The organism is Bradyrhizobium sp. SYSU BS000235 (assembly GCF_049747295.1).
GTDB lineage: Bacteria > Pseudomonadota > Alphaproteobacteria > Rhizobiales > Xanthobacteraceae > Afipia.
In genome coordinates, this window is sequence record NZ_JBMHJM010000001.1 from 4414356 (window position 1) to 4435481 (window position 21126).

The following is a 21126-nucleotide window of genomic DNA, read 5'->3' on the forward strand; positions in this document are numbered from 1 at the left end:
ACTGGGACGCTAACTCAAAATGAACATCAAGAATGGTGAGGCGGCTTTTTGTCTCAAAGGGCCGCAGCGCCCGTAGATGTCTGCATTCGACAAGATCGAATAGGCCTACACAGAGACTATCTTGAAATTTCTCTCTTGATCGGCATCGCTGCGAATTGGCACTTCATTTTCGAGACTGCAGAGTGATCGCAAAGTGAAATGCAGTTTGATTCAAGTTCGAAGTTGTCCGCCGAACTGATGATCATTCAAGGGACCTCGCATTTGTGAACTCACGCCGTGATCTTCGGGTCTTGTTGTCGGCATATAGTTCGTGCGGAGGCGGCATTTGTAGGCTACTATTCTTGTGATGCTTGTCGTGGCGATGTTCCCGGCAAGCGTTTGTCGGAGACGTCAATTAGAGCTGCTCAAAAAGAAAACTGACGCATGATCAGGAGGCTGCGCGATGTATCGTGTCCTGAGCTCTTGTCTTCTCTCTGCGGCCCTCATTTATTCTATTGATCTCGCCGTGCTGACGTCGTCCGCGCGAGCGGGCGTTTCTGAAGCGATGCCACAAGCGGCATCTTCCGAAGGGATTTCAGATTTTAGTGCGCAGCGTGGGCAGGGCAATCGCCGGCCGGGTGCGGGGCGGCCAGGGGCGCGCCCGCCAGCAGCGCATCGCCCCCGGCCGGGTCGTCCCGGTGCGCATCGTCCGGGCGTGCGTCCGCGTCCGCCAGTCGCACATCGTCCCTGGGCTCGTCCGCGACGTTATTCCTGGCGTCCGGGTGGCGCGATCGCGGCCGGCGCCGCATTGGGATTTGTCGCTGCCGCTAACGCTGCTCGCTGGGGCGGACGGCCACCATCACCAGAGCTTTGCTGGTACTACACCAACCGATCTCGTACCCGGGGATTCTGGGACGTCTGCCCGTAAGCGCTGAACACTCAATCGTTGGAGGTTCGAATGCGCAGAGCGAGTCTACTCGGTGCTTTGGGCGCGGTGGTGCTCGGTTGTGCCACCACGTCGCCGGCTGACGCCCAATTGTTTCGGGCAGGGCGATTGCTGTGTTTCTCCAGCGCGCGTGTGGGATTGATCGTCGGCTCAACGCAATCGCTGCGTTGTGAATTCCACGCGACCACAGGTCAGCGATACATCTATACGGGCCGGATCAGACGTGTTGGGCTCGATATCGGCGCCACCGCAGGCGGCGTGTTGTCGTGGCTCGTCCTTTCAAAGAACTCACGGATTGGTCCCGGGACCTTGCGGGGAACCTATATCGGCGCCGGTGGAAGCGTTGCTTTTGGACCCGGGTTGGGAGCGAATGTCTTGATCGGAGGATCGCGACGAAGCGTTGCGCTGCAGCCGATCTCCATCGAGCGAAACATTGGCGTCAATCTTGCTGCGGGCGTCACGCGCTTGACGCTGGGGCCAAGAGGACGACGATGAGGAGGAACGCGTTAAAGCGGGAGGCGCTGAAAGCGAAGGTGCTTCTCAACTGAGCAGCGACGATCGCAAGACAAGTACGGGAAAATCAATTTCGATTGTGGGGGCGACATCGTTCACACCAAGGAGACTGTCCTATGTCTGATCTCGTCATCGTTGGTTTCGACAATCAGAATGATGCCGATCGTGTTTTGACCGATCTGACCAGATTGCAAAAGGAGTATCTGATCGATCTTGAGGATGCCGTTGTCGCCATTCGTGATGCCGACGGCACCGTTCGGATCAAGCAGTCCGTCAATCTCGTACGGGTTGGCGCGACCGCAGGTGGTTTGAATGGAGCTTTGCTGGGAAGCCTGATTGGTTTGCTGTTTCTCAATCCGCTCGCCGGCTTTGCCATGGGCGGTTTGATCGGCGCGGGATCGGGGGCCCTTTCGGGCAGCTTGATGGACTTTGGCATCAATGACGACTTCATCAAGAAGATCGGCGAGACCATCAAGCCGGATTCGTCCGCGTTGTTTCTCCTGATCCGCAAGGCGCAGCCGGAGAAGGTTCTCCAGGAGCTGCATCAGTACAAGGGACACCTCATTCGGTCATCGTTGTCGCCCGAGCAGGAAAACAAGTTGAAGGAGGCGCTCGAACGCGCGCAGGCGCCGAGCCCAAGTGCCGGCGTCGAAGGTGCTACCGCCGCGGCGCGACAGCCTGATTCAGGCGGAGCGCCTGCAACAGCTTGATGAATGGGCTCTGTCCGCTCATTTCCGGCGAACAGAGATTCTGTTCGGGCTGCGCGGGATGTTGATTTTGGAAGCGCGATTGAGCGATGTCTGCGTTTAGCGCGTGACGTCGTTCGCACGTTAACGAGGAGAGGCATATGGCTACTTCCTGCAAACGCGAGCGCAGTCTGCTGAGTCACGAGGAGTATGGTGTGATCCAGGCCTCGCATCATCCCGAGATCTACGATCTCGATCTTTCGGGCCTGGAGAAACTCCGCAGTCGGCTGCATCAGATGCGCGACAAGGAGAAGACTCTAGCGAGGCAGAAGCAGCGAGAGCAGCGCGGCAAGGCCGAACCACGCGGCGCCAGCTTTCCTGGAACGGCCGAGCAGCCAATGAAGCGCAAGCAGGTTTTTGCGAGCGCTCTGAAGCGCCTGAACAAGGAAATCAAGCGGACACGCTCTATCGAAGCCCGCGCGGCCAACGTTGATGCTGCTCGCCGTGCCCTTGCCATGCGGCGCGCCGCTAACTTCCCGGTTTACCAGGCGTCAGGCGACACCGCGAATGAGGGCATGAATCCGCGACCCAGCCGGCGTCGCATGACCAAGGTGCCGGGGCAGCGGATTGGCAGCATCTCACAAGCGGCGAAAGTCGCGCAGGCCAGGCGCGATTCCCGACGCTGACCGAGCGCCGTCAAGTCGAACCCCGTCAGGTCGGTCTTCGCGCTGAGCCAGGCGTGTCCTCATCGACCACGTCCTCATCGGCCGGGATCTCGCCCGGCCGATAATTCGGTAAGCGGCTGGCCGGAAAAATCGCGAGCAGCGCCAGTCCGGCCATAATGAGCAGGCCGATCTTCAGCGCGCGCAGCCGCGCCTCGGTGTTGATCAGCACCGCTTCGTCCACCTGCTGCGGCGTGGCGGTGGTGCCTTCCAGCGTCGTGCGCAGCCGGTCGTTGCTGATGAAGGTGATGTTATCGAGGTTGACCTGACTTTGCAGATCCTTCGTCAAGATCGGATTCGTCGTGATCCTGCTGAGCGCGATGGTGCTGAGGAGGCCGACAAGCAGCGCGCCCGCCAGCGCCGTACCGACCGCGGCCGCGAGATTCTGCGTGGTGCCGCGCAACGATCCCACATCGCCCGCAAGCTCCTTGGGGGAAGACGTGACCAGCACATTGAACAGCAGGGTGACGAGCGAGCCCTGTCCGATGCCGAACAGCACGAGGCCGAACAGGACTGGAACTTCGCTCCAATCGTTGCGCACAACGAAAGCGAGCCATAGCAGCGCGATGGTGCACAGCGCGAAGCCCAATTGCGCAATGCGACGTGGTGTCAGTTTGTCATAGACGTAAACGATCAGCATGGCTGTAAAGAACACCGTCAGGTTGAACGGCATCATGGCAATGGCTGTTGCAAGGGGCGATCGGCCCTGCACGATCTGGATATAAAGCGGCACCGAAAAGTTCAGCGCTGCTTCCAGCGCGACAACGGCGAACAGTGCATAAACCGCGTGGCGCTCTTTCGGGGAATCGATCACCTCGAGCGCGAGCAGGGGTGTGCGGCCTGCGGCCCGGGCGCGACGTGTCCAGGCCAGAAACGCCTGGCCGATCACAGCGCCGATCACGATCAGCATGGGCGACGGCGAAAGCCCGAGCACGTTGAAGGGGGCATTGGCGGTCGCCACCAGGACGCCCCATCCGTTGAGATTGTTGAAGCCGAACACCATGGAGATGATAGCAGCCGCGGCCAGAATGACGCCGATGAAGTCGATCTTTACATCCGGCCGTCCATGATCAGGTTTCAGGCGGAAGCTCAGAACGAAAGCGAGAGCAGAGGCCGCGATGAGAACACCGAACGCCGGCCGCCATCCGATATAGGTACCGAGCACGCCGCCGATCACGAAGGCAAGCACGCCGGCCGCAGCCCGGGCAGAGCCGAGTGCCCCTACAGCGGTGGCCTGCTGCCGTCCGGTGTAGTTCTCGGCGATCAGCGCGACCAATGACGGCACGATTACCGCGCCGGCGGCGCCGCACAGCGCCTGCGCTGCGATCATGGTCGCTGCCGTCGGACTGAACGTCATGATGATCTGGGAAATGCAGAACAGGATGACGGCGGCGCGGAACACCTTCAAGGCGCCGAACCGCTGCGCCAGCTTGGCGCCGAGCATGACGAAGCCAGCCACCAGCATGGAGTAGGCGACGATACCCGTGGCCACCGTCGTTGGCGGAACGCCGAAGCTCTTCACCATGCCACCCATCGCCACCGGAAGCGATGCGACGTTGAAGGACATGATCATCTGTCCGAGCGCAATCGCGATCATCGGCAACCACGATGTCCGCGTTTCTTCGTGATAGGCTCCGGCTGTCATTGTTGTCATCGTGTCCTCCGATGGCCCGGTTTGTCGTGTCAGTCGAAAACAGAGGGGAGAAGAGGGGAGACAAGTGCTCGCGGCGCGCGCTTACTCTTCAGGCTGCGAGACGAACAGATCCATTCCTAGCTGCTGCGACAGGTATTTCGCCGCAAGTTGACCCTTGACGCTGTTGCCTGCGGCGTCGAGCGGTGGCGCGAAGGTGCCAAAGCCGCCCTTGCCGGGAGATACTGCAACAATGCCGCCACCGATGCCGCTCTTGCCCGGCAGTCCGATATCGTAGAGCCAGTCGCCGGATGTCTCGTACAGCCCGGCCGTGATCATCACGGCGAGCGCGTAATGGCACACGCCGGCATCGACGACACGTTCGCGGGTGATGGGGTTGACGCCGCCGTCAGCCAGCGTGGCGCCCATTACCGCGAGATCCCTTGCGCTCACGTTCAGCGAGCATTGCCGGGTGTAGAGGTCGGTGGCTTCCTTGGCATCGGAATAGATCCGGTCGTAGCTCTCCAGCAGGCGCGCGATGCTGCGATTGCGAAAATTGGTGTCCGACGCCGACTTATAGACTTCCTCGTTCAGCGGCAGCCTGCGGCCGGCAAAACGTGACAGTCCATCGTGAAGGAATTTCCAGCGTTCCTCGGCGGTCTTGCCTGTCGCAAGGCTCGTTGTGGCGATGGCGCCGGCGTTGACCATTGGGTTGGTGCGGCCGTCACCGCGCTCGATGGCCGAGAGCGAGTTGAACGGAAAGCCTGTGGCGTTGGCGCCGAGTTTTTTGCGGGCCTCTTCGGGGCCGATCGTTTCGCAAACCAGGGCGAACACGAACGGCTTTGACACGCTCATGATGGAGAATTCGTGATCGATGTCGCCCGCGCCATAGACGCGCCCGTTGGTGCTGACGATGCAGATGCCAAACAGGTCGCGCGGGACGCGGGCGAGTGCAGGATAGACTTGAGAGTTCTCGCCATCCTTGTTCGGCTTGAAACGCTTATGCGCGTCGTCGACGAGCCGCTGCACGCGCTCATCCTCGGGCAGATGCCCGGTCGAGACATAAGGCCGTTCTTCTGCGACCGACGGTAAGTCCATGGGACTCTCCATCTTACTGATGATCATGTCATGATCATCATTCGGCAACACAGCAGCTTGCTTCAGCGAGGGATCAGCACGGCGTCAGTGGTATGAGTAAACCCCCGTGGATACGTGAAGTCAATTGGATGAACTTTTTCGAGGAGCTCAATCACAACGGTTCGTGATGAGAGGACTTCCAAAGAGCACGTATGATACGTGCTGCACTGCAGTCATTTGGCGAGCTTCAAAGCGTTTTCATCCGATCTCACCAACGTTTATGATGTGACGTGATCACGCGATGATATTCGAAGACAAGTTGATTTATATCTTCGCGTATCGGCATTTGTCTTTTGTGACCAGTAGGCTGCCGTGTTGCAGAATGTGAGCACGATCCGATGACGCAATCCCACCCAACCATGGAGACGGAGTCGCGGGTACGCGAGGTGCTGTTGGTCGATCCGCGGCAAGGCGATGCAGAAGACGACCGCTCCGCCACCAAGCAACGATCTCTTTTCGCGATCGCGGGCAGTTTACTTGTCGAAATCAGTTTGCCGAAACTGCTGTTGGCCTGGACGATGTCGCTGGCGCTGCCTGCGGTGTTGCTCGGTCTTGCGCCTTTGGTGGCGACCGGCTGGGCCGCAACGGCAACCGCGCAGGCTCGCTACCTCACCGGGCTCGGCGCCGCATTGAGCTTGATGATTGTGTTGGCTGTGGGGTGGTTTGCCTGGCGGCCGCTGTTCCGGATGGCGGAAGTCAACTTCTGGTCGCTGAATGCGCTGGCGGTGCAGCCGGGCTATGTCTTCTGTCGGGAAGCGATACGGCATCTGGCCGAAGGATGGTTCGGCGCCAAGCGCTCCGCCCAAAGGCAGGCGCGGCTGCGCGCGGCAAGCTCCGCGGCGGCCGGCACGATCGTGTGCATCGTCGCTGTGCTCGTCGCCATCGCGGTGTGGCCATACACACGGTGGCTCGGCAGTGTGAGCGACCTCATGGTGCCGTACCGTCTGATTGTGCCGACCCTTGCCAACGCCGTTGCGCTGACGTCGCTTTATCTCGCTGCGGCTGCGCTTATCTGGGGCTTTGCGGACGCGAGCATGGACCAGCCCGTCGATATCGAGGCATTCGACGATGCGTGTCAGACCAGCCAGACGTGGCGCGTTGCACATCTGTCGGACGTCCATACGGTTGGCGAGCGCTACGGTTTCCGCATGGAAAGCGGGCGCGGCGGTCCACAAGGCAATGATCGGCTGGAGCGGCTACTCGCCCGTCTCGCAGCCATTCATGCCAGCGCTCCGCTGGATGCCATTGTTGTTACCGGCGATATGACCGATGCCGGCCTTGCGACGGAATGGGCCGAATTCCTCGACGCGACGGCGAAACATCCGACGCTTGTGGACCGGATGCTTATTCTGCCGGGCAATCACGACATCAACATCGTCGATCGGACCAATCCGGCGCGGCTCGATCTGCCGTTCAGTCCGGGAAAACGCTTTCGCCAGATGCGGACGCTCTCGGCGATGGCATTGATGCAGGGTGTGCGCGTGCGCGTTATCGAGGAGGGACCGGCGCAATCGACCCGGACACTCGATCAAAATCTAAACGCACACCGATCCCAAATCGCAGCGTTCGCGCAAGGCGGCGGGATCATGCGCGCCGCGAAGCTTGGGGATGTGTTCGATGACCAGTTTCCTATGGCGGTCCTGCCGCAGAGCGAGGATGGACTGGGAATTGTCATCCTCGATTCGAACGCACAGACGCATTTCTCGTTCACTAATGCGCTTGGTCTCGTCTCTGTGCAGCAGGCAAAACGTCTCGCGACAGTCATGAACGGTCATCCCAAGGCACGATGGATCGTCGCGCTGCATCATCACCTGATGGAATATCCCATGCCGGGCGTGAAGTTTTCCGAGCGGGTGGGGACGGCGCTCGTCAATGGAAGCTGGTTCGTTCGCAAGCTGAAGCCGTTCGCGCACCGCATCGTCGTCATGCACGGTCATCGTCATATCGACTGGATCGGCACCTGCGGCGCATTGCGGATCATCTCCGCGCCGTCGCCGGTGATGAACGCGACTGATGATATGACTACGCATTTCCACATCCACACCTTCGCCAACGGTGCCGATGGCAGGCTTTGCCTGCTTGCGCCTGAGAAGGTCGAGATCGGCGGTGTGGCAAAGGTGGATGTCTGAGGGTCTCGTCAGCCTAGTGGTCCGATTCTAACATTCGCATCCCGTCTCAGCGACACCCTCTGCGAATGTTAGAATCAAAGGACCACTAACAAAATATCAATTCTAGTGGAGTTTTAGATTTGACATTCGCTTGACGAACTCGCAGCTAGGTGGCGAGCGAATGTCAAATCTACTCCACTAGCTTGTCGCCGAGGCAATCTTCCACATAGAGCCGCAACACCGCGATGCGGCCGATGGCCAGTAACGGCATGGCGAGCGCGATTCCCATCACGCCGAACAGCGAGCCGAACAGCACAATCGCTACCAATGTCCAGGCCGGCGGCACCTCGACGGCATGGCGCTGGATCAGCGGACCGATGATATAGCCCTCGATGGACTGGATGATCGTGTAAAGGCCGACGGCCCATATCAGTTTCGACGCACCGAGCGGCATGGCGACCAGCGCGATGGGAAACGCGGCGACGATGGGCCCGAGGTAAGGCACGAAGTTGGACACGCCGGCCTGCAGGCCGAGCAGAAAAGCACCGGGCACGCCGAGCAGATAAAGCGTGACCCAGACGCAGAGCGTCATGAGCAGGATGCGGAAGACCTGTCCGACGAACCAGTAGCGCAGCACGCCACCCATCTCGTCCATCACCTGCCGGACGCGGGCGCGGTAGGGAATCTTTACGAGAGAGACGAGACCGTCGCGATACATTCCCGGATTGAAGGCGAACAGCACGCCGAGAAACAGGATGACGAGCGCATTGGCGAGAAAGCCGGACGCCGTTCCGACCGCTGTCTGGGCGTGACCGAACAGCTTGGCTCGGTCAGGCAGCCATTGTGAAAAATCGCGGCCGCCATCGGGGCCGAACAAGTCGACGCCGACCGACTGCAGGCGCTGCTGCAGAACGTCGAGCTGCGTGTTCATGACCTGATAGAGCAGGCGGGTTTGCTCGGGCAGCTTGCCGGCACCCCAGACCAGGCCGAACGCGAGCAGGGCCATCAGGATGATGACGATCAGCGCGAGCCGCCAGGAATGTCCTGCGGGTACGATGGGTTGAAGCGCCCGCGCGCACGCATCGAGAAAAGCCGCGAACAAAACGCCGGCGAAGATGAGCAGCAGGCTCGACGACATCTGCCAGATCAGGAAAAGCCCGGCGGCCGCCCCGAGTAAAGCAATCCCGGTTTGCAGGCCGCTCAGCCGCCATCGGGCGCCGATCTCCCCGCTGCGATCGATGTGGGGAGCAGCCTCGCGAATACCCTCAGCGCCGACCTTCAGATCATCCACGCTTGACCTCGCGCGTTGTTGCTGCCGCCAGAATCCTGCAATCGTAACGCAGGCGCGATAAATGTCGAGGCGATGCTGTTCCGCGCACGCACACCGGCACAGCCTGATGATGCGGTGCGGATTCGCCCTATTTTATTGAATAAAATGCCCGCGAGTGTCCCGATTCCGAAGTTCGCCGGACGAACTGGCGGGGAAATGAAGCGAACGTCTGAACCACCACACTGGTCGCGCGATCGTGAGCGGCACCCAAAGCCGGAGAGCGTTTTTATGACGTCCAGTGACAAATGAACTCTTTGCGGACGTCGCAATCAAGGGATAACCTGACGGACGTGACGAGAGCGGGCTTGGCTGCCGGCGTTCGAATGCAAGAACTTTAGACAGGAGTGAATCCGGATAGTCCGTATAGTCCGCGCGCGTGAGAAAAAAGGAGTGATTGCTATGGCGACAGGTGATCCGTCTCTTCTCGGCAAAAAACTTGGCGGTCTTTTCTTGGTTATCCTCGGCTTGGTACTGATCGCCATTGGCGTGAGTACGGAATCAACAGGTCTAGTGGTGTTCGGAACGTTGGTTCTCGCGGTTGGCCTGATCCTTATGGTTCTCAAGATCATGCGGCGGAACGAGAGCGCTCCGATCAGTTCACCCCGAGCACCGCTGCATCACAGCGATATAGAATAGCGGTCGCCACTCACGTCCGGGCGTGAGCCGCAGCGGATCTGCGTTTCACGCGGATTTATGCCGAAGCGACAGTCGGCCTCGTAAATGAAGGCTGACATGCGCTTCGCGTGCACAGTGATCTCATGGTGCGTTCGGGGTCCAGATCCTGACGTCCGTGGTGTCGATCTTCTTCGGGATCAGCTTTTCCTCGACGAAGGCGTCGGCGATCTTCTGCTGCTCGGCGAGTCCTGACGGCGTTATTGCGTTGACGCCGTAGCTGCGATGGCTGTTGGCTTCCTCGACCGTCTCGGCATCGATGCCCCAGAGACCCGCGAGGAGCTTCGCGGCGTCCTTTGGATGCGCCTTTACCCATTTTCCCGTTTCGCGCAGTTTTGCGAAGACGATGTTCAGCACGTCGCTGCGCTTTTCCGCGAACGGCTCGGAGGCGAGATAGTAGCGCTTGTAGCTCGCAAGCTCGTTGCTTCCGTCGGCCAGGATCGCAGCGTTTGATTGCCTCTGTGCGCTGGTGAGAAACGGATCCCACACCACCCACGCGTCGACGTTGCTGCTGACGAAGGCGGCGCGGCCATCGGCCGGAGCGAGATAGGCGGGCGTGATGTCCCTGAACGTCAGTCCCGATTTGGCGAGCGCGGCGAGCAACAGATAATGACTGCCTGCGCCCTTGGTCACCGCGATTTTCTTGCCTTTCAAATCCGCCACCGTTTTGATCAAGGAGCCCGGATGAACGAGAATGGCCTGCGCGCCGGGTGAAGGGCTTTCCTCCGCGACGTATGCGAGCTTCGATCCGGCGGCTTGCGCGAAGATCGGAACGGTGTCGGCAACATCTGCGCCGAAATCGAGATTGCCGACGCCAAGCGACTCGAGCAGGGGAAGACCGCTGGAGAACTCATGCCAGGACACTTTAACACCCAGCGGCGCCAGCGCTTTCTCGAGTTCATCATTGGCGCGCAACACCGCGATCAATGTTGAGGATTTCTGCAGGCCGATGCGGATCCGGTCCTGTGCGAGCGATGTCGTCGCTGTGAAGAGAAGTGAGAACGCAGCGAGGGCAGCCGCTATGGAATTAAGAAAACGATTGGTCATGAATTGTCTCCAGTGCGGCTCTCGCCCGCGAAATGTGTTCGCGTGACACTAGAAAATGCGCTGGAGATTGAGTTGCCAAATTACAGGTGGATCGCGAGAAACGTTTTCTACGCTCGTCGCTCATCGTGAAATGATTGAGCGATGCGCATTTCTTGTGCAGTTCTGCGTCGAATCCATCGTTATGAATTCTCATAAAGCCACGTGAGTTAACGCATCATCAACGCAGTGAAATTGCACTTCGATGGCAGCTGTTTCGACAACGTTTGCGTCGCAAGAGTTGCGTAACGCAGTGCAGGCATCGCTATTTTTGCAGAGCACTCGACAGCCAAGCGTCTCGTGATCATCATCCATCATCACGAATGCAGCACATCGCTCGCGTTCCTGATGCAGGAGATGAGTATGGATCGCCGAACGTTTCTCATGCTGACTTCGCTGGCCACAGCAGCTTCCGCGATGACGCCGGCGGTGTTGCGCGCGCAGGGCGTGAATGAAGTCAGGATCGGCTATCAGAAGACGGGTCTTCTTGTCATCGCGCGTCAGCGGGGAGTGCTGGAGAAGCGACTCGGCTCAGAAGGCCCGCAGATCAAGTGGGTTGAGTTCACCTCTGGGCCGCCACTGCTGGAAGCTATCAGTAATGGCAGCCTGGATTTCGGCGCGGTCGGAGATTCGCCGCCGATCTTTGCCCAGGCCGCGAATGCCAACATCGTCTATGCCGCATCGTCCCCCATCAGCAACGGGCAAGGAATCCTTGTTTCTCAAGGCTCTTCGATCAAGGCGATTTCGGATCTGAGGGGCAAGCGCGTCGGATTCACCAAGGGATCGAGTGCAAACAATGTCGTTCTTCTGACGCTGGAGAAGGCGGGACTGACGTATGCCGACATCACGCCGGTTTATCTGACGCCGCCGGATGCAGGACCGGCGTTTGCCAATGGCAGCATCGATGCCTGGGCGGTGTGGGATCCGTATTTCGCCATCGGCGAGACAAAGCAGAACGCGCGCATTCTCATCAATGCGCATGAAGTCGGGAAGACCAATGCGTTCTTCATCGCCAATCGCGATTTTGCCAACAAGCGGCCGGGGCAGTTGAGCGATATCATCGCGGGGCTCGCGACTGCAGCGGAATGGGCGGAGAGCCATCGCGGCGATGTAGCGAAGTCGCTGCACGAGATCACCGGGGTTCCGCTCGATATCCAGACCGTTGCGGCGAACCGCGCGACTTTTGCCATTGGTCCCGTCACCGAAGAGGTGATCCAAACCCAGCAGCGTGTCGCTGACGGCTTCCAAAAACTCGGCCTCATTCCTCGCCAGATCAAGGTGCGCGACATCGTCTGGCGCGCGCCACAGACCTGATCATTCGCAATCATTTCCATTCACCAAAAGGATCGCTCATGACCGCACGTCGTTCATTGCTCAAAACCGTGCTCGCAGCCATCGCTGCTGTTGCACTGTCCTCAAGTTTCCTCTTCGCCGAAGCGCAGGAAAAGACTGTCCGCATCGGCTTTCAGAAATACGGCAAGCTGGTGCTGCTGAAGGGCAGAGGAACGCTCGAGGACAAGCTCAAGCCGCTCGGCTACAAGGTGGTATGGACGGAGTTCCCGTCCGGGCCGCCGCTGCTGGAAGCGCTCAACGTCGGCGCAATCGATTTCGGTGTTGCCGGTGAAACGCCGCCGATCTTTGCCCAGGCGGCGGGAGCACCACTGGTTTATCTGGCCTACGATCCGCCCGCGCCACAGGGCGAGGCGATCCTCGTTCCCAAAGACAGCAAACTGACGTCGGTCGCTGATCTGAAGGGAAAGAAGGTCGCGCTCAACAAGGGCTCGAATGTGCACTATCTGCTGGTGCGCGCACTCGAGAAGGCGGGTCTGAAATATACCGATATCCAACCCGTGTTTCTCCCGCCATCCGACGCACTTGCGGCCTTCACTCGCGGCTCCGTCGACGCCTGGGTGATCTGGGACCCCTATGAGGCGGCTGCGGAAGCCTCGACCGGCGCGCGCATTCTCGCCGACGGGACGGATCTCGTCGCGAACCACCAGTTCTATTTCTCGTCGAAAGCGTTTCTCAACACTGACAGCAAAGCCGTGGATGTTGTTCTGGAGGCGCTGAACGAAGCCGACGAGTGGGCCAAGAACAACATCGAGACCGTTGCGGAGCAACTCAGTCCATCGGTTGGCCTGCCTGCATCGGTGCTCGCGGCTTCTTTGAAGCGAGAGTCTTACGGCCTCAAGCCGATCTCCGATGAGGTGATCGCCAGCCAACAGCGCATTGCCGACACCTTTCACGAACTCGGCCTAGTGCCAAAGGCCATCAAAGTTTCCGACGTTCAGCGCAAGCCAGGATCATAGATATGACAAGCCACAATTCTCCCGCCGCCAACGTTCTCTGGTTTCTTCCGACCCATGGTGACAGCCGCTATCTCGGCACCACCACGGGCGGCCGCGAGGTGAACTTCAACTATCTACGCCAGATTGCGCAGGCCGCCGATCAGCTCGGCTACTACGGCGTGCTGCTGCCGACCGGGCGCAGCTGCGAGGACTCCTGGGTCGTGGCCTCCGCCGTCGCGCCATGGACTGAGCGGCTGCGCTATCTCGTTGCCGTGCGTCCTGGTCTGCAATCGCCGGCAGTTGCTGCGCGCATGACCGCGACGCTCGACCGCGTCTCTAACGGGCGTTTGCTGATCAACGTGGTCACGGGCGGTGATCCCGTCGAGAACAAGGGCGACGGCATCTTCCTCAGTCATGACGAACGCTACGAAGTCACGCGCGAGTTCCTGAACGTCTACAGTGATCTGCTCGCGGGCAAGACCGTCAATGTGAAGGGCAAGCACATCACCATCGAGGATGGCCGCCTGCTGTTCCAGCCGGTTCAGTCGCCGCGTCCGCCGCTTTATTTCGGCGGCTCGTCGGATGCCGGTATCGATGTCGCGGTCGACACCGTCGACAAGTATCTGACCTGGGGCGAGCCTCCTGCAGCAGTCGCCGAGAAGGTCAATCGCGTGAAGGCGGCGGCGGAGAAGCGCGGACGCAAGCTCTCGTTTGGTATTCGCCTACACGTCATCGTACGCGAGACCAACGAAGAAGCGTGGCGCGCGGCGGATGAACTCATCCAATACGTCACCGATGACACCATCGCCCAGGCGCAAAAGATATTCTCGCGCATGGATTCCGTTGGGCAGCAGCGCATGGCGCAGCTTCACGGGGGGCGCCGCGACAAGCTCGAGATCAGTCCTAATCTTTGGGCCGGTGTCGGGCTTGTCCGTGGCGGCGCGGGCACAGCGCTGGTGGGCGATCCGCAGACAGTGGCGGAGCGCATCAAGGAATATCAGGACGCCGGCATCGATACCTTCATCCTGTCCGGCTATCCGCACCTCGAGGAAGCGTATCGCTTTGCCGAACTGGTGTTCCCGTTGCTGACGCTGAACCAGTCGAGCAATGTCACGCCGCTGCGGGTCAATACGGGTCCGTTCGGCGAGACCATCGGCAACGATTATCGTCCGCAGAAGCAGGCATCATCCTCATGAGTGCGACGGAAACTCTCTCCACCGCCACACGTGCGAGTCGATTCAGGATTCCCGGCGCGGACGGCCTGACGCAGTGGATCGTGCCGCTGGTGATTTTGATCGTTTGGCAGGTGGCGTGCGCCACCGGCCTCGTGCCGGCGCGGGTGTTGCCGGCGCCGAGCGATGTGGCCCTCGCGGGGTGGAAGCTCGCGAAGTCCGGCGAACTGGCCCAGAACATCTGGGTCAGTTTCTGGCGTGCGGCGGTCGGCTTCGTCATCGGCGGCGGCATCGGCTTCGCCTTCGGTCTAGCCAACGGACTGTCAGAGCTTTCCAGCAAGCTCACCGACACGACGCTGCAGATGGTGCGCAACGTACCGCATCTGGCGCTGATCCCGCTGGTGATCCTGTGGTTCGGTATCGACGAGTCGGCGAAGATCTTCCTGGTCGCGCTCGGCGTGTTCTTTCCGATCTACATCAATACGCTGCACGGCATCCGCACCGTCGATCCGCAGCTGATCGAGATGGGACGCATTTACGGCATGACCAACGGCGAACTGTTCCGCCGCGTGATCTTCCCCGGCGCGCTGCCGTCGATCTTCGTCGGTCTTCGGTTCGCGCTCGGCATCATGTGGCTGACGTTGATCGTCGCGGAAACCATCGCGGCGTCATCCGGCCTCGGCTACATGGCGATGCAGGCACGCGAGTTCATGCTAATCGACGTCGTCGTGCTCAGCATTCTTATCTACGCCTTGCTCGGCAAGCTCGCCGACAGCATCGCGCGCGTGCTTGAGCGATTCACGCTGTCCTGGCATCCGGCCTTCCAGAAACATTGAGAGTGAACATGAACCAGGCGCTTCGATTTGCACCCGTCAACGCCAAGGCGGCGGACACCGCGGCGGATCTGATCCGCGAGGCGAGAGTGGCGCGCGGCGTGCGCGATCCGTCACGGGCGCTGTCGCTCACCATCAGGGGCTTGCGCAAGTCGTTCGGCACCAACGAAGTGCTGCGCGGCATCGATCTGCACATTCCGGCGGGGCAGTCGGTCGCCATCGTCGGCAAATCCGGTTGCGGCAAGAGCACGCTGTTGCGTTTGATCGCGGGACTTGAGCAGCCGAGCGCAGGCAGCATCGAGTTGGGTGATCACGAGGACAATACGCGCGATCATGTCCGCGTGATGTTTCAGGAGCCGCGGCTGCTGCCATGGGCACGCGTGCTGTCGAATGTCGAGGTCGGGCTTGGCCGCGACAGGAAGTCTGCGGACGCCAAGATCCGCGCAGACGAAGCCTTGAGGGAAGTGGGCCTCGACGACAAGCGTGGCCAATGGCCGTCGGTGCTGTCGGGCGGGCAGAAGCAACGCGTGGCGCTGGCGCGGGCGTTGGTCAGTCATCCGCGCGTGCTGGCGTTCGACGAGCCGCTCGGCGCGCTCGACGCACTGACGCGCATTTCGATGCAGCGGCTGCTGGAGGGGGTCTGGCGCGATCAGGGCTTCACCGCCATTCTGGTGACCCATGACGTCTCTGAAGCCGTGGCGCTTGCGGACCGGGTGCTGGTCATTGAAGAAGGCCGGGTGGCACACGATATAGATGTCAATCTGGCGCGCCCGCGCCAGCGCGGCTCGGCGGAGCTGGCCGCGCTGGAAGGCAACATCCTTCGCGAATTACTGAAAGAGACCGGCGATCTAGTGGTCTGATTTTGACACTCGTCGGGGCGTGAGGCTGTGATGAATTCGATGGTTCGTAATATTGAGAAGGCGACAACTACTCCCACGGTTTCGGCGGAGAGCTTTCGCGGCGCCATGCGGCATCTCGCCGGCGGCGTCAGCGTCATCACGGCGGGACAGGGGCCGGACATCAGCGGCATGACAGTGACGTCCGTGACGTCGCTGGCGGTGGAGCCTGCCACGCTGGTTGTCAGCGTCAATCGCCAGTCATCGTCATGGCCGCGCATCAGCGAGCTTGGTGCGTTCGGTGTGAACATTCTCGGCGCGGATCACGCGGAGATTGCGAAGCGTTTCTCGGGTGTGGGCGGCCTGAAGGGGGCAGCGCGATTTGAAGGCGCGGAGTGGGCCACGCTGGTGACAGGTGTGCCGCTGCTGTCCGGTGCGCCGGTCGCGCTCGATTGCGAGGTCGAGCACGTCGTCGAGCGGCATTCGCATATGCTCGTGATCGGCCGCGTGCTCGATGTGCTGGTCTCGGACGGCAAGGGCGGGTTGTCATATTGGCAGGGACAGTACATCCCGCACCATCCCGGGAAAGATGCATCGAATGTGGCAGGAGAAGATGTGCCGACCGCTCGCGCGCTGTGGGGCGTCTAACGTCACAAATCGCTGGTATCGGGGCGATGCTCCAACTCGGCGACGATCTCTTTCAGCCACCGCCGTACGGCCTTGATCTTCGGCGTGCTCGCATCTTCCTTCCGGTAGAGCAAGTGAAAGTCCGGTGCCTCAAGCAAGACGCGGGGCGGCAGCAGTGCGCTCAGGCGTCCGGAGGCCACGACCGTTGCGACCAGAGGAAACGGCGCCAGCACCGCGCCCACGCCGGACTCGGCCATTTGAATGGCGGCCAGCAGACTGTCACTCGACAGGTTGAGCTCCGTGAGTTTGATCTTGCGGTCGATTTTCGCGAACCATCGCTCCCACAACCCCGGAATGTTGTTCAGCTCAATCAGCGGCAGCCGCGCGAGATCCTTCGCGGATTTGACCGGGCCATGTTTCCTGCACAAATCGGGATGCGCCAGCGGCGCCAGTTTCGAACGAAACAGCCGGTGCGCGATAAGACCGTGGCACGGCAGCGTGCAAACCTGAATGGCGGCGTCGATGCTCTCGGTCTCGAAATCGACAGCGCTGTTGCGGGCCTCTAACCGGACATCGAGCGCCGAGTTGCTTATCTTGAAGCGTGCGAGATGAGGCAGTGCGGCGAGTGCTGCGAAACTCGGTGAGGCGCTCACGCGCACGATCTCGCGTCCCGCCTTGTTCAACAGCCCTTCACCGGCGCGCGACATTTCCGCAAAGGCTTTGAGGATCGAAGCGCCATAGGCTTCGCCGTCTTTGGTCAGCACCACCTTGTTGCCCTGACGCACAAAGAGCTTGCGATGAAAGTGCGCTTCCAGCGCGTTGATCTGGTGGCTGATCGCCGACTGCGTCAGGCTCAAGTCTTCCGCCGCCGATTTGAAACTGCCGAGCCTCACTGCCGCCTCGAACGCGCGAAGTGTCGATAGCGGCGGCAATGAAGACTTTGAGCGTTGCATGTGAATTCCATTCATCTGGCCGCAACGGAATTCATTTGCGGGCGGGTGGTGACCTCATCATGCTCGCACCAACGACCAGAGCAGGCAACGCGACCGCCAGAGAATGGCAGCCATGCACGCGCTCCGGCAATGCACCTGCAAAACAAGGTGGGGCAAGAGGATGCGAGGGAGATGTTAAAGTGACAACTGCAACGCGGCTGCTGCCGCCGGATGTTGGCGCGCTCGCATTGCCGCGGGCATTGCAACCCAAATCCACGATCAGTCTCGCAACCTCACCGTGTGACTGTCCGCTCGCGATCGGCCGCCCCACATGCATGTTTTTCATCAAAGGAGAGAGCAATGAACGCCCCACAGAAATTCAATGAACCGACGGCTGCCGCGAAGAAGATGTATACGGCGCTGCCGCAGCCACCGGTCTTTGCCACCCTCGCGGAGGAGCGACAGCACCGCAAGCAGCGATTGGCAGCGAGCTTCCGGCTGTTCTCCAAGTTCGGCTTCGACGAAGGCGTGGTCGGGCATATCACCGCACGCGATCCCGAATTTACCGATACCTTCTGGGTCAATCCATTCGGACTGCACTTCAGCCTGATCAAGGCGTCAGATCTCATTCGCGTCGGCCACGACGGCAAGGTGGTGGAGGGCGATCGCCCCGTGAACGCGGCCGCCTTCGCCATTCACTCCCGTGTCCATGCCGCGCGGCCGGATTCCGTCGGTGCAGCACATTCCCATTCGACCTATGGGCGTGCCTTTGCCGCACTCGGCCGCAAGCTGGATCCGATTTCGCAGGATGTCTGCGCCTTCTACGAGGACCATGGTCTTTATGATGACTACGGTGGGGTTGCCGTCGATCTCGACGAGGGCCAGCAGATCGCAAAGGCGCTCGGTTCCTACAAAGCGGTGATCCTCAAGAACCACGGATTGCTCACCGTCGGCCAGACAGTGGACGAGGCCGCATGGTGGTTCATCACCATGGATCGCTCCTGTCAGGTTCAATTGCTTGCGGAAGCGGCGGCTGCGCATTCGGGGCAAAAGCTTTCGTTCGTCTCCAAAGAGTCTGCAACGCAGGCGCGGCAAATAGTCGGGACGCCGTTCAGCGGCTGGTTCCAGTTTCAGTCGCTCTATGCGCGCATCCTGAAAGAGCAGCCGGACTTCCTTGACTGACGCGCTGGGCCGCGTGGGATGTGCTGGCTTCCCGCACGGCATTCTTCGCCACAATTAAAAAGTGAACGGGAGGCATCAATGAATCAACACGTCAAATCCGCGACGGGGATGAAGCAAGAGGTCGTCGGCGAGCGCCACGAGCGCGAGCAACTCGCCGCGTTCTATCGGATCTGCGCTCGCTTCGGCTGGACCGAGATCATCTACAATCACATCACCGCGCGCGTACCGGGGCCGGAGCGTCACTTTCTGATCAACCAGTTCGGGCTGATGTATCACGAGGTGACCGCGTCCAATCTCGTAAAGATCGACATCGACGGCAATGTGGTGGACGGCAGCGGCGCGAAGGTGAACGCGCCGGGCTTCACGATTCACTCAGCGATCCACATGGCGCGCGAGGATGCGCACTACATCGTCCACACCCACACCACCGAAGGCGTCACCGTTGCCTGTTCCGAAGGCGGGCTTTCGCCGCACAATTTCTACGGCGCGCAGCTCAGCGGACTGGTAGCCTATCATGACTTCGAGGGCATCTCTGTGGATCTCAGCGAGCGCGAGCGTCTGGTTCGCTCGCTCGGCGACAAGAACTACATGATCCTGCGCCATCACGGATTGCTGGCATGCGGCGAGACGGCCGCCGCTGCTTTCTTCCGGATGTATCAGTTGCAACGCGCATGCGAGGTTCAGGTCCATACCCTGCAGATGGGCAAGGAACTGAGACCGTTGTCGCAGGCCGTTCTCGATCGCACGGTGCAGCAAACTCAGTCCGCGGTTGCCAAGGGCTTCGATGCGAAGAGCACCTTCGGTCAGGACACCTATCAGGCCCTGATCCGACAGCTCGATGCCGAGGGCTCGACCTTCCGGCAATAGCCGCAAGCTCACCAGGACCACTCTACTCGTTCGACATCGGCTTTCGGGCGGAGCACATCGCTGCTCCGTCCGGCTGCGAACGGGCGCCTTCACGAAAGGATACGCGAAGAGGCGGAGGTCATCCGCCCGGTCAACCATCAACATCACGGGGAAGAAATATGAGTCAGAAAGCTGTCGATTCCATGCCCGACCTTGCCGCAAGTGACATCGAAAAATCGACCATTCGCGCAGTGTCATCGCGACTGTTGCCATTTCTCATTGTGGCTTATTTCACCTGCGTGCTCGATCGGGTGAATGTGAGCTTCGCGGCCTTGACCATGAATGCCGATCTCGGCTTCACGCCGCTGGTGTATGCGTGGGGCGCGGGCATCTTCTTCATCGGCTATTTTCTGCTCGAAGTGCCGAGCAATATTGCGCTTCATCGCTTCGGCGCGCGGCGCTGGATCGCGCGCATCATGGTCACGTGGGGCCTCATCTCAGCCGCGACCGCATTCGTGACAGGACCTTACGGCTTCTATACCGTTCGCTTTCTGCTCGGTGTCGCCGAGGCCGGATTTTTTCCCGGCATTATTCTTTACCTGACCTACTGGTACCCGGAGAAGTACCGCGCGCGCGTCATGTCTGCGTTCATCGTCGGTGCGCCGCTGTCCGCCGTGCTGGGTGGCCCGCTGTGCGGCTTTCTGCTCGAGATGCACAACATTGGCGGTTTCAAGGGCTGGCAGTGGTTGTTCATTGTCGAGGGTATCATGCCGGTGCTGCTCGGCCTCGTGGCTTTCTTCTATCTCACCGACAAACCCGCAAGTGCCCGTTGGCTGTCATCCGACCAGAAGACCTGGCTCGAAACAGAGCTCGCTGATGAACGGAGGACGAAGCACGGTGTGAATGCATTGACCTTGCGTGAGGCACTGAGTTCGCCAAAGGTGCTCGCACTGGGTTTCGTCTATTTTGGATTGCTGGCAGGGCTTTATGGAATCCAATTCTGGCTGCCGCAGATCGTCAAAGGCTTTGGGCTCACCAATATCCAGATCGGCTTCGTCAGTGCGGTGCCGTTCGCGTTCGGCACGCTTGCGATGCTGTTGTGGGGCCGACGTTCGGACAAGGCGAAGGAGCGCGTCTGGCACGTGGTGCTGCCGCTCTTTCTCACTGCGGCGGCCCTTGTGGCATCAGCCTATGCCAGCAATCTGGTGCTGACGATGGCGGCTTTGATCTTCGCCAGCATCGGCGGCTTCGCAGCCTTCGGATTGTTCTGGACGTTGCCGACAGCTTATCTCACCGGCGTGGCGGCAGCCGGGGGAATTGCCCTGATCAATTCGATCGGCAGCTTGTCCGGATTTGGCGGGCCATATCTGATCGGCTGGATCAAGGAGACGACGGGCAGCACGGTGATGGGCCTTCTCGTGCTTGCGATATTGCCTGCAGCTGCAGCGTTCACGGTGCTTGTGCTAGAGAAGGGCGCGCAGCCCGTGCGCAGCGAAGAGCCAGCCACTGCCTAGTTAAGGTGTGCATCAAAACTCGCGCCGGCCGGTTCCAAATGCGAGCCGGCCGTCGTCATGAAACGGCCACTTCTGAACACGGGAAAAGCA

At 60.4% G+C, this 21126-nt stretch carries 19 protein-coding genes; 14 read left to right on the top strand and 5 right to left on the bottom strand.

The features are described 5' to 3' along the window. Positions 1-937 precede the first annotated feature (937 nt). From ACP0KA_RS20660 to ACP0KA_RS20670, 3 genes are all read left to right on the top strand, one after another. On the top strand, positions 938-1420 hold the full coding sequence (locus ACP0KA_RS20660; RefSeq protein ID WP_424630593.1) for a DUF992 domain-containing protein: 483 nt from the start codon (positions 938-940) through the stop codon (positions 1418-1420). 134 nt (positions 1421-1554) lie between these two features. Beyond that, positions 1555-2148 (top strand): DUF1269 domain-containing protein, encoded by a 594-nt coding sequence (locus ACP0KA_RS20665; RefSeq protein ID WP_424630594.1) that lies wholly within the window; start codon positions 1555-1557, stop codon positions 2146-2148. A 137-nt stretch (positions 2149-2285) separates the two neighbouring features. Next, entirely contained in the window at positions 2286-2810 is a 525-nt protein-coding gene (locus tag ACP0KA_RS20670) for a hypothetical protein (protein ID WP_424630595.1), read from the top strand. A gap of 25 nt (positions 2811-2835) precedes the next feature. Here the strand turns inward: ACP0KA_RS20670 and ACP0KA_RS20675 are convergent, their stop codons facing one another. Both ACP0KA_RS20675 and glsA read right to left on the bottom strand, forming a co-directional pair. After that, complete coding sequence (locus tag ACP0KA_RS20675) at positions 2836-4500, bottom strand: MFS transporter (protein ID WP_424630596.1); 1665 nt, start codon at positions 4498-4500, stop codon at positions 2836-2838. Positions 4501-4581: 81 nt separating this feature from the next. Continuing rightward, positions 4582-5574 (bottom strand): glutaminase A, encoded by a 993-nt coding sequence (gene glsA, locus ACP0KA_RS20680; RefSeq protein WP_424630597.1) that lies wholly within the window; start codon positions 5572-5574, stop codon positions 4582-4584. Positions 5575-5951: 377 nt separating this feature from the next. Here glsA and ACP0KA_RS20685 point away from each other — a divergent pair, with 377 nt between their 5' ends. Beyond that, a complete protein-coding gene (locus ACP0KA_RS20685; RefSeq protein ID WP_424630598.1) occupies positions 5952-7742 on the top strand; it encodes a metallophosphoesterase family protein in 1791 nt (596 codons plus the stop codon). A gap of 169 nt (positions 7743-7911) precedes the next feature. Here the strand turns inward: ACP0KA_RS20685 and ACP0KA_RS20690 are convergent, their stop codons facing one another. Then, complete coding sequence (locus tag ACP0KA_RS20690; protein ID WP_424630599.1) at positions 7912-9012, bottom strand: AI-2E family transporter; 1101 nt, start codon at positions 9010-9012, stop codon at positions 7912-7914. Between the two features lie 438 nt (positions 9013-9450). Here ACP0KA_RS20690 and ACP0KA_RS20695 point away from each other — a divergent pair, with 438 nt between their 5' ends. Next, complete coding sequence (locus ACP0KA_RS20695) at positions 9451-9687, top strand: hypothetical protein (RefSeq protein WP_424630600.1); 237 nt, start codon at positions 9451-9453, stop codon at positions 9685-9687. Positions 9688-9807: 120 nt separating this feature from the next. Here ACP0KA_RS20695 and ACP0KA_RS20700 read toward each other — a convergent pair whose 3' ends face one another. Continuing rightward, complete coding sequence (locus tag ACP0KA_RS20700) at positions 9808-10770, bottom strand: aliphatic sulfonate ABC transporter substrate-binding protein (RefSeq protein ID WP_424630601.1); 963 nt, start codon at positions 10768-10770, stop codon at positions 9808-9810. Positions 10771-11169: 399 nt separating this feature from the next. Here ACP0KA_RS20700 and ACP0KA_RS20705 point away from each other — a divergent pair, with 399 nt between their 5' ends. The 6 genes from ACP0KA_RS20705 to ACP0KA_RS20730 are packed head-to-tail and all read left to right on the top strand — an operon-like array spanning position 11170 to position 16583. Further along, entirely contained in the window at positions 11170-12120 is a 951-nt protein-coding gene (locus ACP0KA_RS20705) for an aliphatic sulfonate ABC transporter substrate-binding protein (RefSeq protein ID WP_424630602.1), read from the top strand. A 38-nt stretch (positions 12121-12158) separates the two neighbouring features. Then, positions 12159-13115 carry a sulfonate ABC transporter substrate-binding protein gene (locus ACP0KA_RS20710; RefSeq protein ID WP_424630603.1) on the top strand — a complete coding sequence of 319 codons (957 nt, stop codon included), beginning with the start codon at positions 12159-12161 and terminating at the stop codon, positions 13113-13115. A 2-nt stretch (positions 13116-13117) separates the two neighbouring features. Then, positions 13118-14290 carry an FMNH2-dependent alkanesulfonate monooxygenase gene (gene ssuD / locus ACP0KA_RS20715; protein ID WP_424630604.1) on the top strand — a complete coding sequence of 391 codons (1173 nt, stop codon included), beginning with the start codon at positions 13118-13120 and terminating at the stop codon, positions 14288-14290. Then, positions 14287-15102: an aliphatic sulfonate ABC transporter permease SsuC gene (gene ssuC, locus ACP0KA_RS20720; protein WP_424630605.1), complete on the top strand. Its 816-nt coding sequence runs from the start codon at positions 14287-14289 to the stop codon at positions 15100-15102. Before ssuD ends, ssuC begins: the two co-directional genes overlap by 4 nt. Positions 15103-15110: 8 nt before the next feature. Then, a complete protein-coding gene (locus ACP0KA_RS20725) occupies positions 15111-15959 on the top strand; it encodes an ATP-binding cassette domain-containing protein (protein WP_424630606.1) in 849 nt (282 codons plus the stop codon). Between the two features lie 30 nt (positions 15960-15989). Then, positions 15990-16583 (top strand): flavin reductase family protein, encoded by a 594-nt coding sequence (locus ACP0KA_RS20730; protein WP_424630607.1) that lies wholly within the window; start codon positions 15990-15992, stop codon positions 16581-16583. 2 nt (positions 16584-16585) lie between these two features. Here ACP0KA_RS20730 and ACP0KA_RS20735 read toward each other — a convergent pair whose 3' ends face one another. Continuing rightward, positions 16586-17515: a LysR substrate-binding domain-containing protein gene (locus tag ACP0KA_RS20735; protein WP_424630608.1), complete on the bottom strand. Its 930-nt coding sequence runs from the start codon at positions 17513-17515 to the stop codon at positions 16586-16588. 339 nt (positions 17516-17854) lie between these two features. On the opposite strand from ACP0KA_RS20735, the gene ACP0KA_RS20740 reads away from it, so the two are divergent. The 3 genes from ACP0KA_RS20740 to ACP0KA_RS20750 all read left to right on the top strand — a co-directional run bounded on the left by ACP0KA_RS20740 (position 17855) and on the right by ACP0KA_RS20750 (position 21036). Continuing rightward, on the top strand, positions 17855-18676 hold the full coding sequence (locus ACP0KA_RS20740) for a class II aldolase/adducin family protein (protein WP_424630609.1): 822 nt from the start codon (positions 17855-17857) through the stop codon (positions 18674-18676). A 78-nt stretch (positions 18677-18754) separates the two neighbouring features. After that, entirely contained in the window at positions 18755-19543 is a 789-nt protein-coding gene (locus ACP0KA_RS20745) for a class II aldolase/adducin family protein (protein ID WP_424630610.1), read from the top strand. A gap of 158 nt (positions 19544-19701) precedes the next feature. Then, on the top strand, positions 19702-21036 hold the full coding sequence (locus ACP0KA_RS20750) for an MFS transporter (RefSeq protein WP_424630611.1): 1335 nt from the start codon (positions 19702-19704) through the stop codon (positions 21034-21036). Positions 21037-21126 lie beyond the last annotated feature (90 nt).

Coding starts and splice junctions, on each gene's coding strand:
- ACP0KA_RS20660 (WP_424630593.1), top strand. CDS start 938: ATGCGCAGAGCGAGTCTACTCGGTGCTTTGGGCGCGGTGGTGCTCGGT.
- ACP0KA_RS20665 (WP_424630594.1), top strand. CDS start 1,555: ATGTCTGATCTCGTCATCGTTGGTTTCGACAATCAGAATGATGCCGAT.
- ACP0KA_RS20670 (WP_424630595.1), top strand. CDS start 2,286: ATGGCTACTTCCTGCAAACGCGAGCGCAGTCTGCTGAGTCACGAGGAG.
- ACP0KA_RS20675 (WP_424630596.1), bottom strand. CDS start 4,500: ATGACAACAATGACAGCCGGAGCCTATCACGAAGAAACGCGGACATCG.
- glsA (WP_424630597.1), bottom strand. CDS start 5,574: ATGGACTTACCGTCGGTCGCAGAAGAACGGCCTTATGTCTCGACCGGG.
- ACP0KA_RS20685 (WP_424630598.1), top strand. CDS start 5,952: ATGACGCAATCCCACCCAACCATGGAGACGGAGTCGCGGGTACGCGAG.
- ACP0KA_RS20695 (WP_424630600.1), top strand. CDS start 9,451: ATGGCGACAGGTGATCCGTCTCTTCTCGGCAAAAAACTTGGCGGTCTT.
- ACP0KA_RS20700 (WP_424630601.1), bottom strand. CDS start 10,770: ATGACCAATCGTTTTCTTAATTCCATAGCGGCTGCCCTCGCTGCGTTC.
- ACP0KA_RS20705 (WP_424630602.1), top strand. CDS start 11,170: ATGGATCGCCGAACGTTTCTCATGCTGACTTCGCTGGCCACAGCAGCT.
- ACP0KA_RS20710 (WP_424630603.1), top strand. CDS start 12,159: ATGACCGCACGTCGTTCATTGCTCAAAACCGTGCTCGCAGCCATCGCT.
- ssuD (WP_424630604.1), top strand. CDS start 13,118: ATGACAAGCCACAATTCTCCCGCCGCCAACGTTCTCTGGTTTCTTCCG.
- ssuC (WP_424630605.1), top strand. CDS start 14,287: ATGAGTGCGACGGAAACTCTCTCCACCGCCACACGTGCGAGTCGATTC.
- ACP0KA_RS20725 (WP_424630606.1), top strand. CDS start 15,111: ATGAACCAGGCGCTTCGATTTGCACCCGTCAACGCCAAGGCGGCGGAC.
- ACP0KA_RS20730 (WP_424630607.1), top strand. CDS start 15,990: ATGAATTCGATGGTTCGTAATATTGAGAAGGCGACAACTACTCCCACG.
- ACP0KA_RS20735 (WP_424630608.1), bottom strand. CDS start 17,515: ATGCAACGCTCAAAGTCTTCATTGCCGCCGCTATCGACACTTCGCGCG.
- ACP0KA_RS20740 (WP_424630609.1), top strand. CDS start 17,855: ATGAACGCCCCACAGAAATTCAATGAACCGACGGCTGCCGCGAAGAAG.
- ACP0KA_RS20745 (WP_424630610.1), top strand. CDS start 18,755: ATGAATCAACACGTCAAATCCGCGACGGGGATGAAGCAAGAGGTCGTC.
- ACP0KA_RS20750 (WP_424630611.1), top strand. CDS start 19,702: ATGAGTCAGAAAGCTGTCGATTCCATGCCCGACCTTGCCGCAAGTGAC.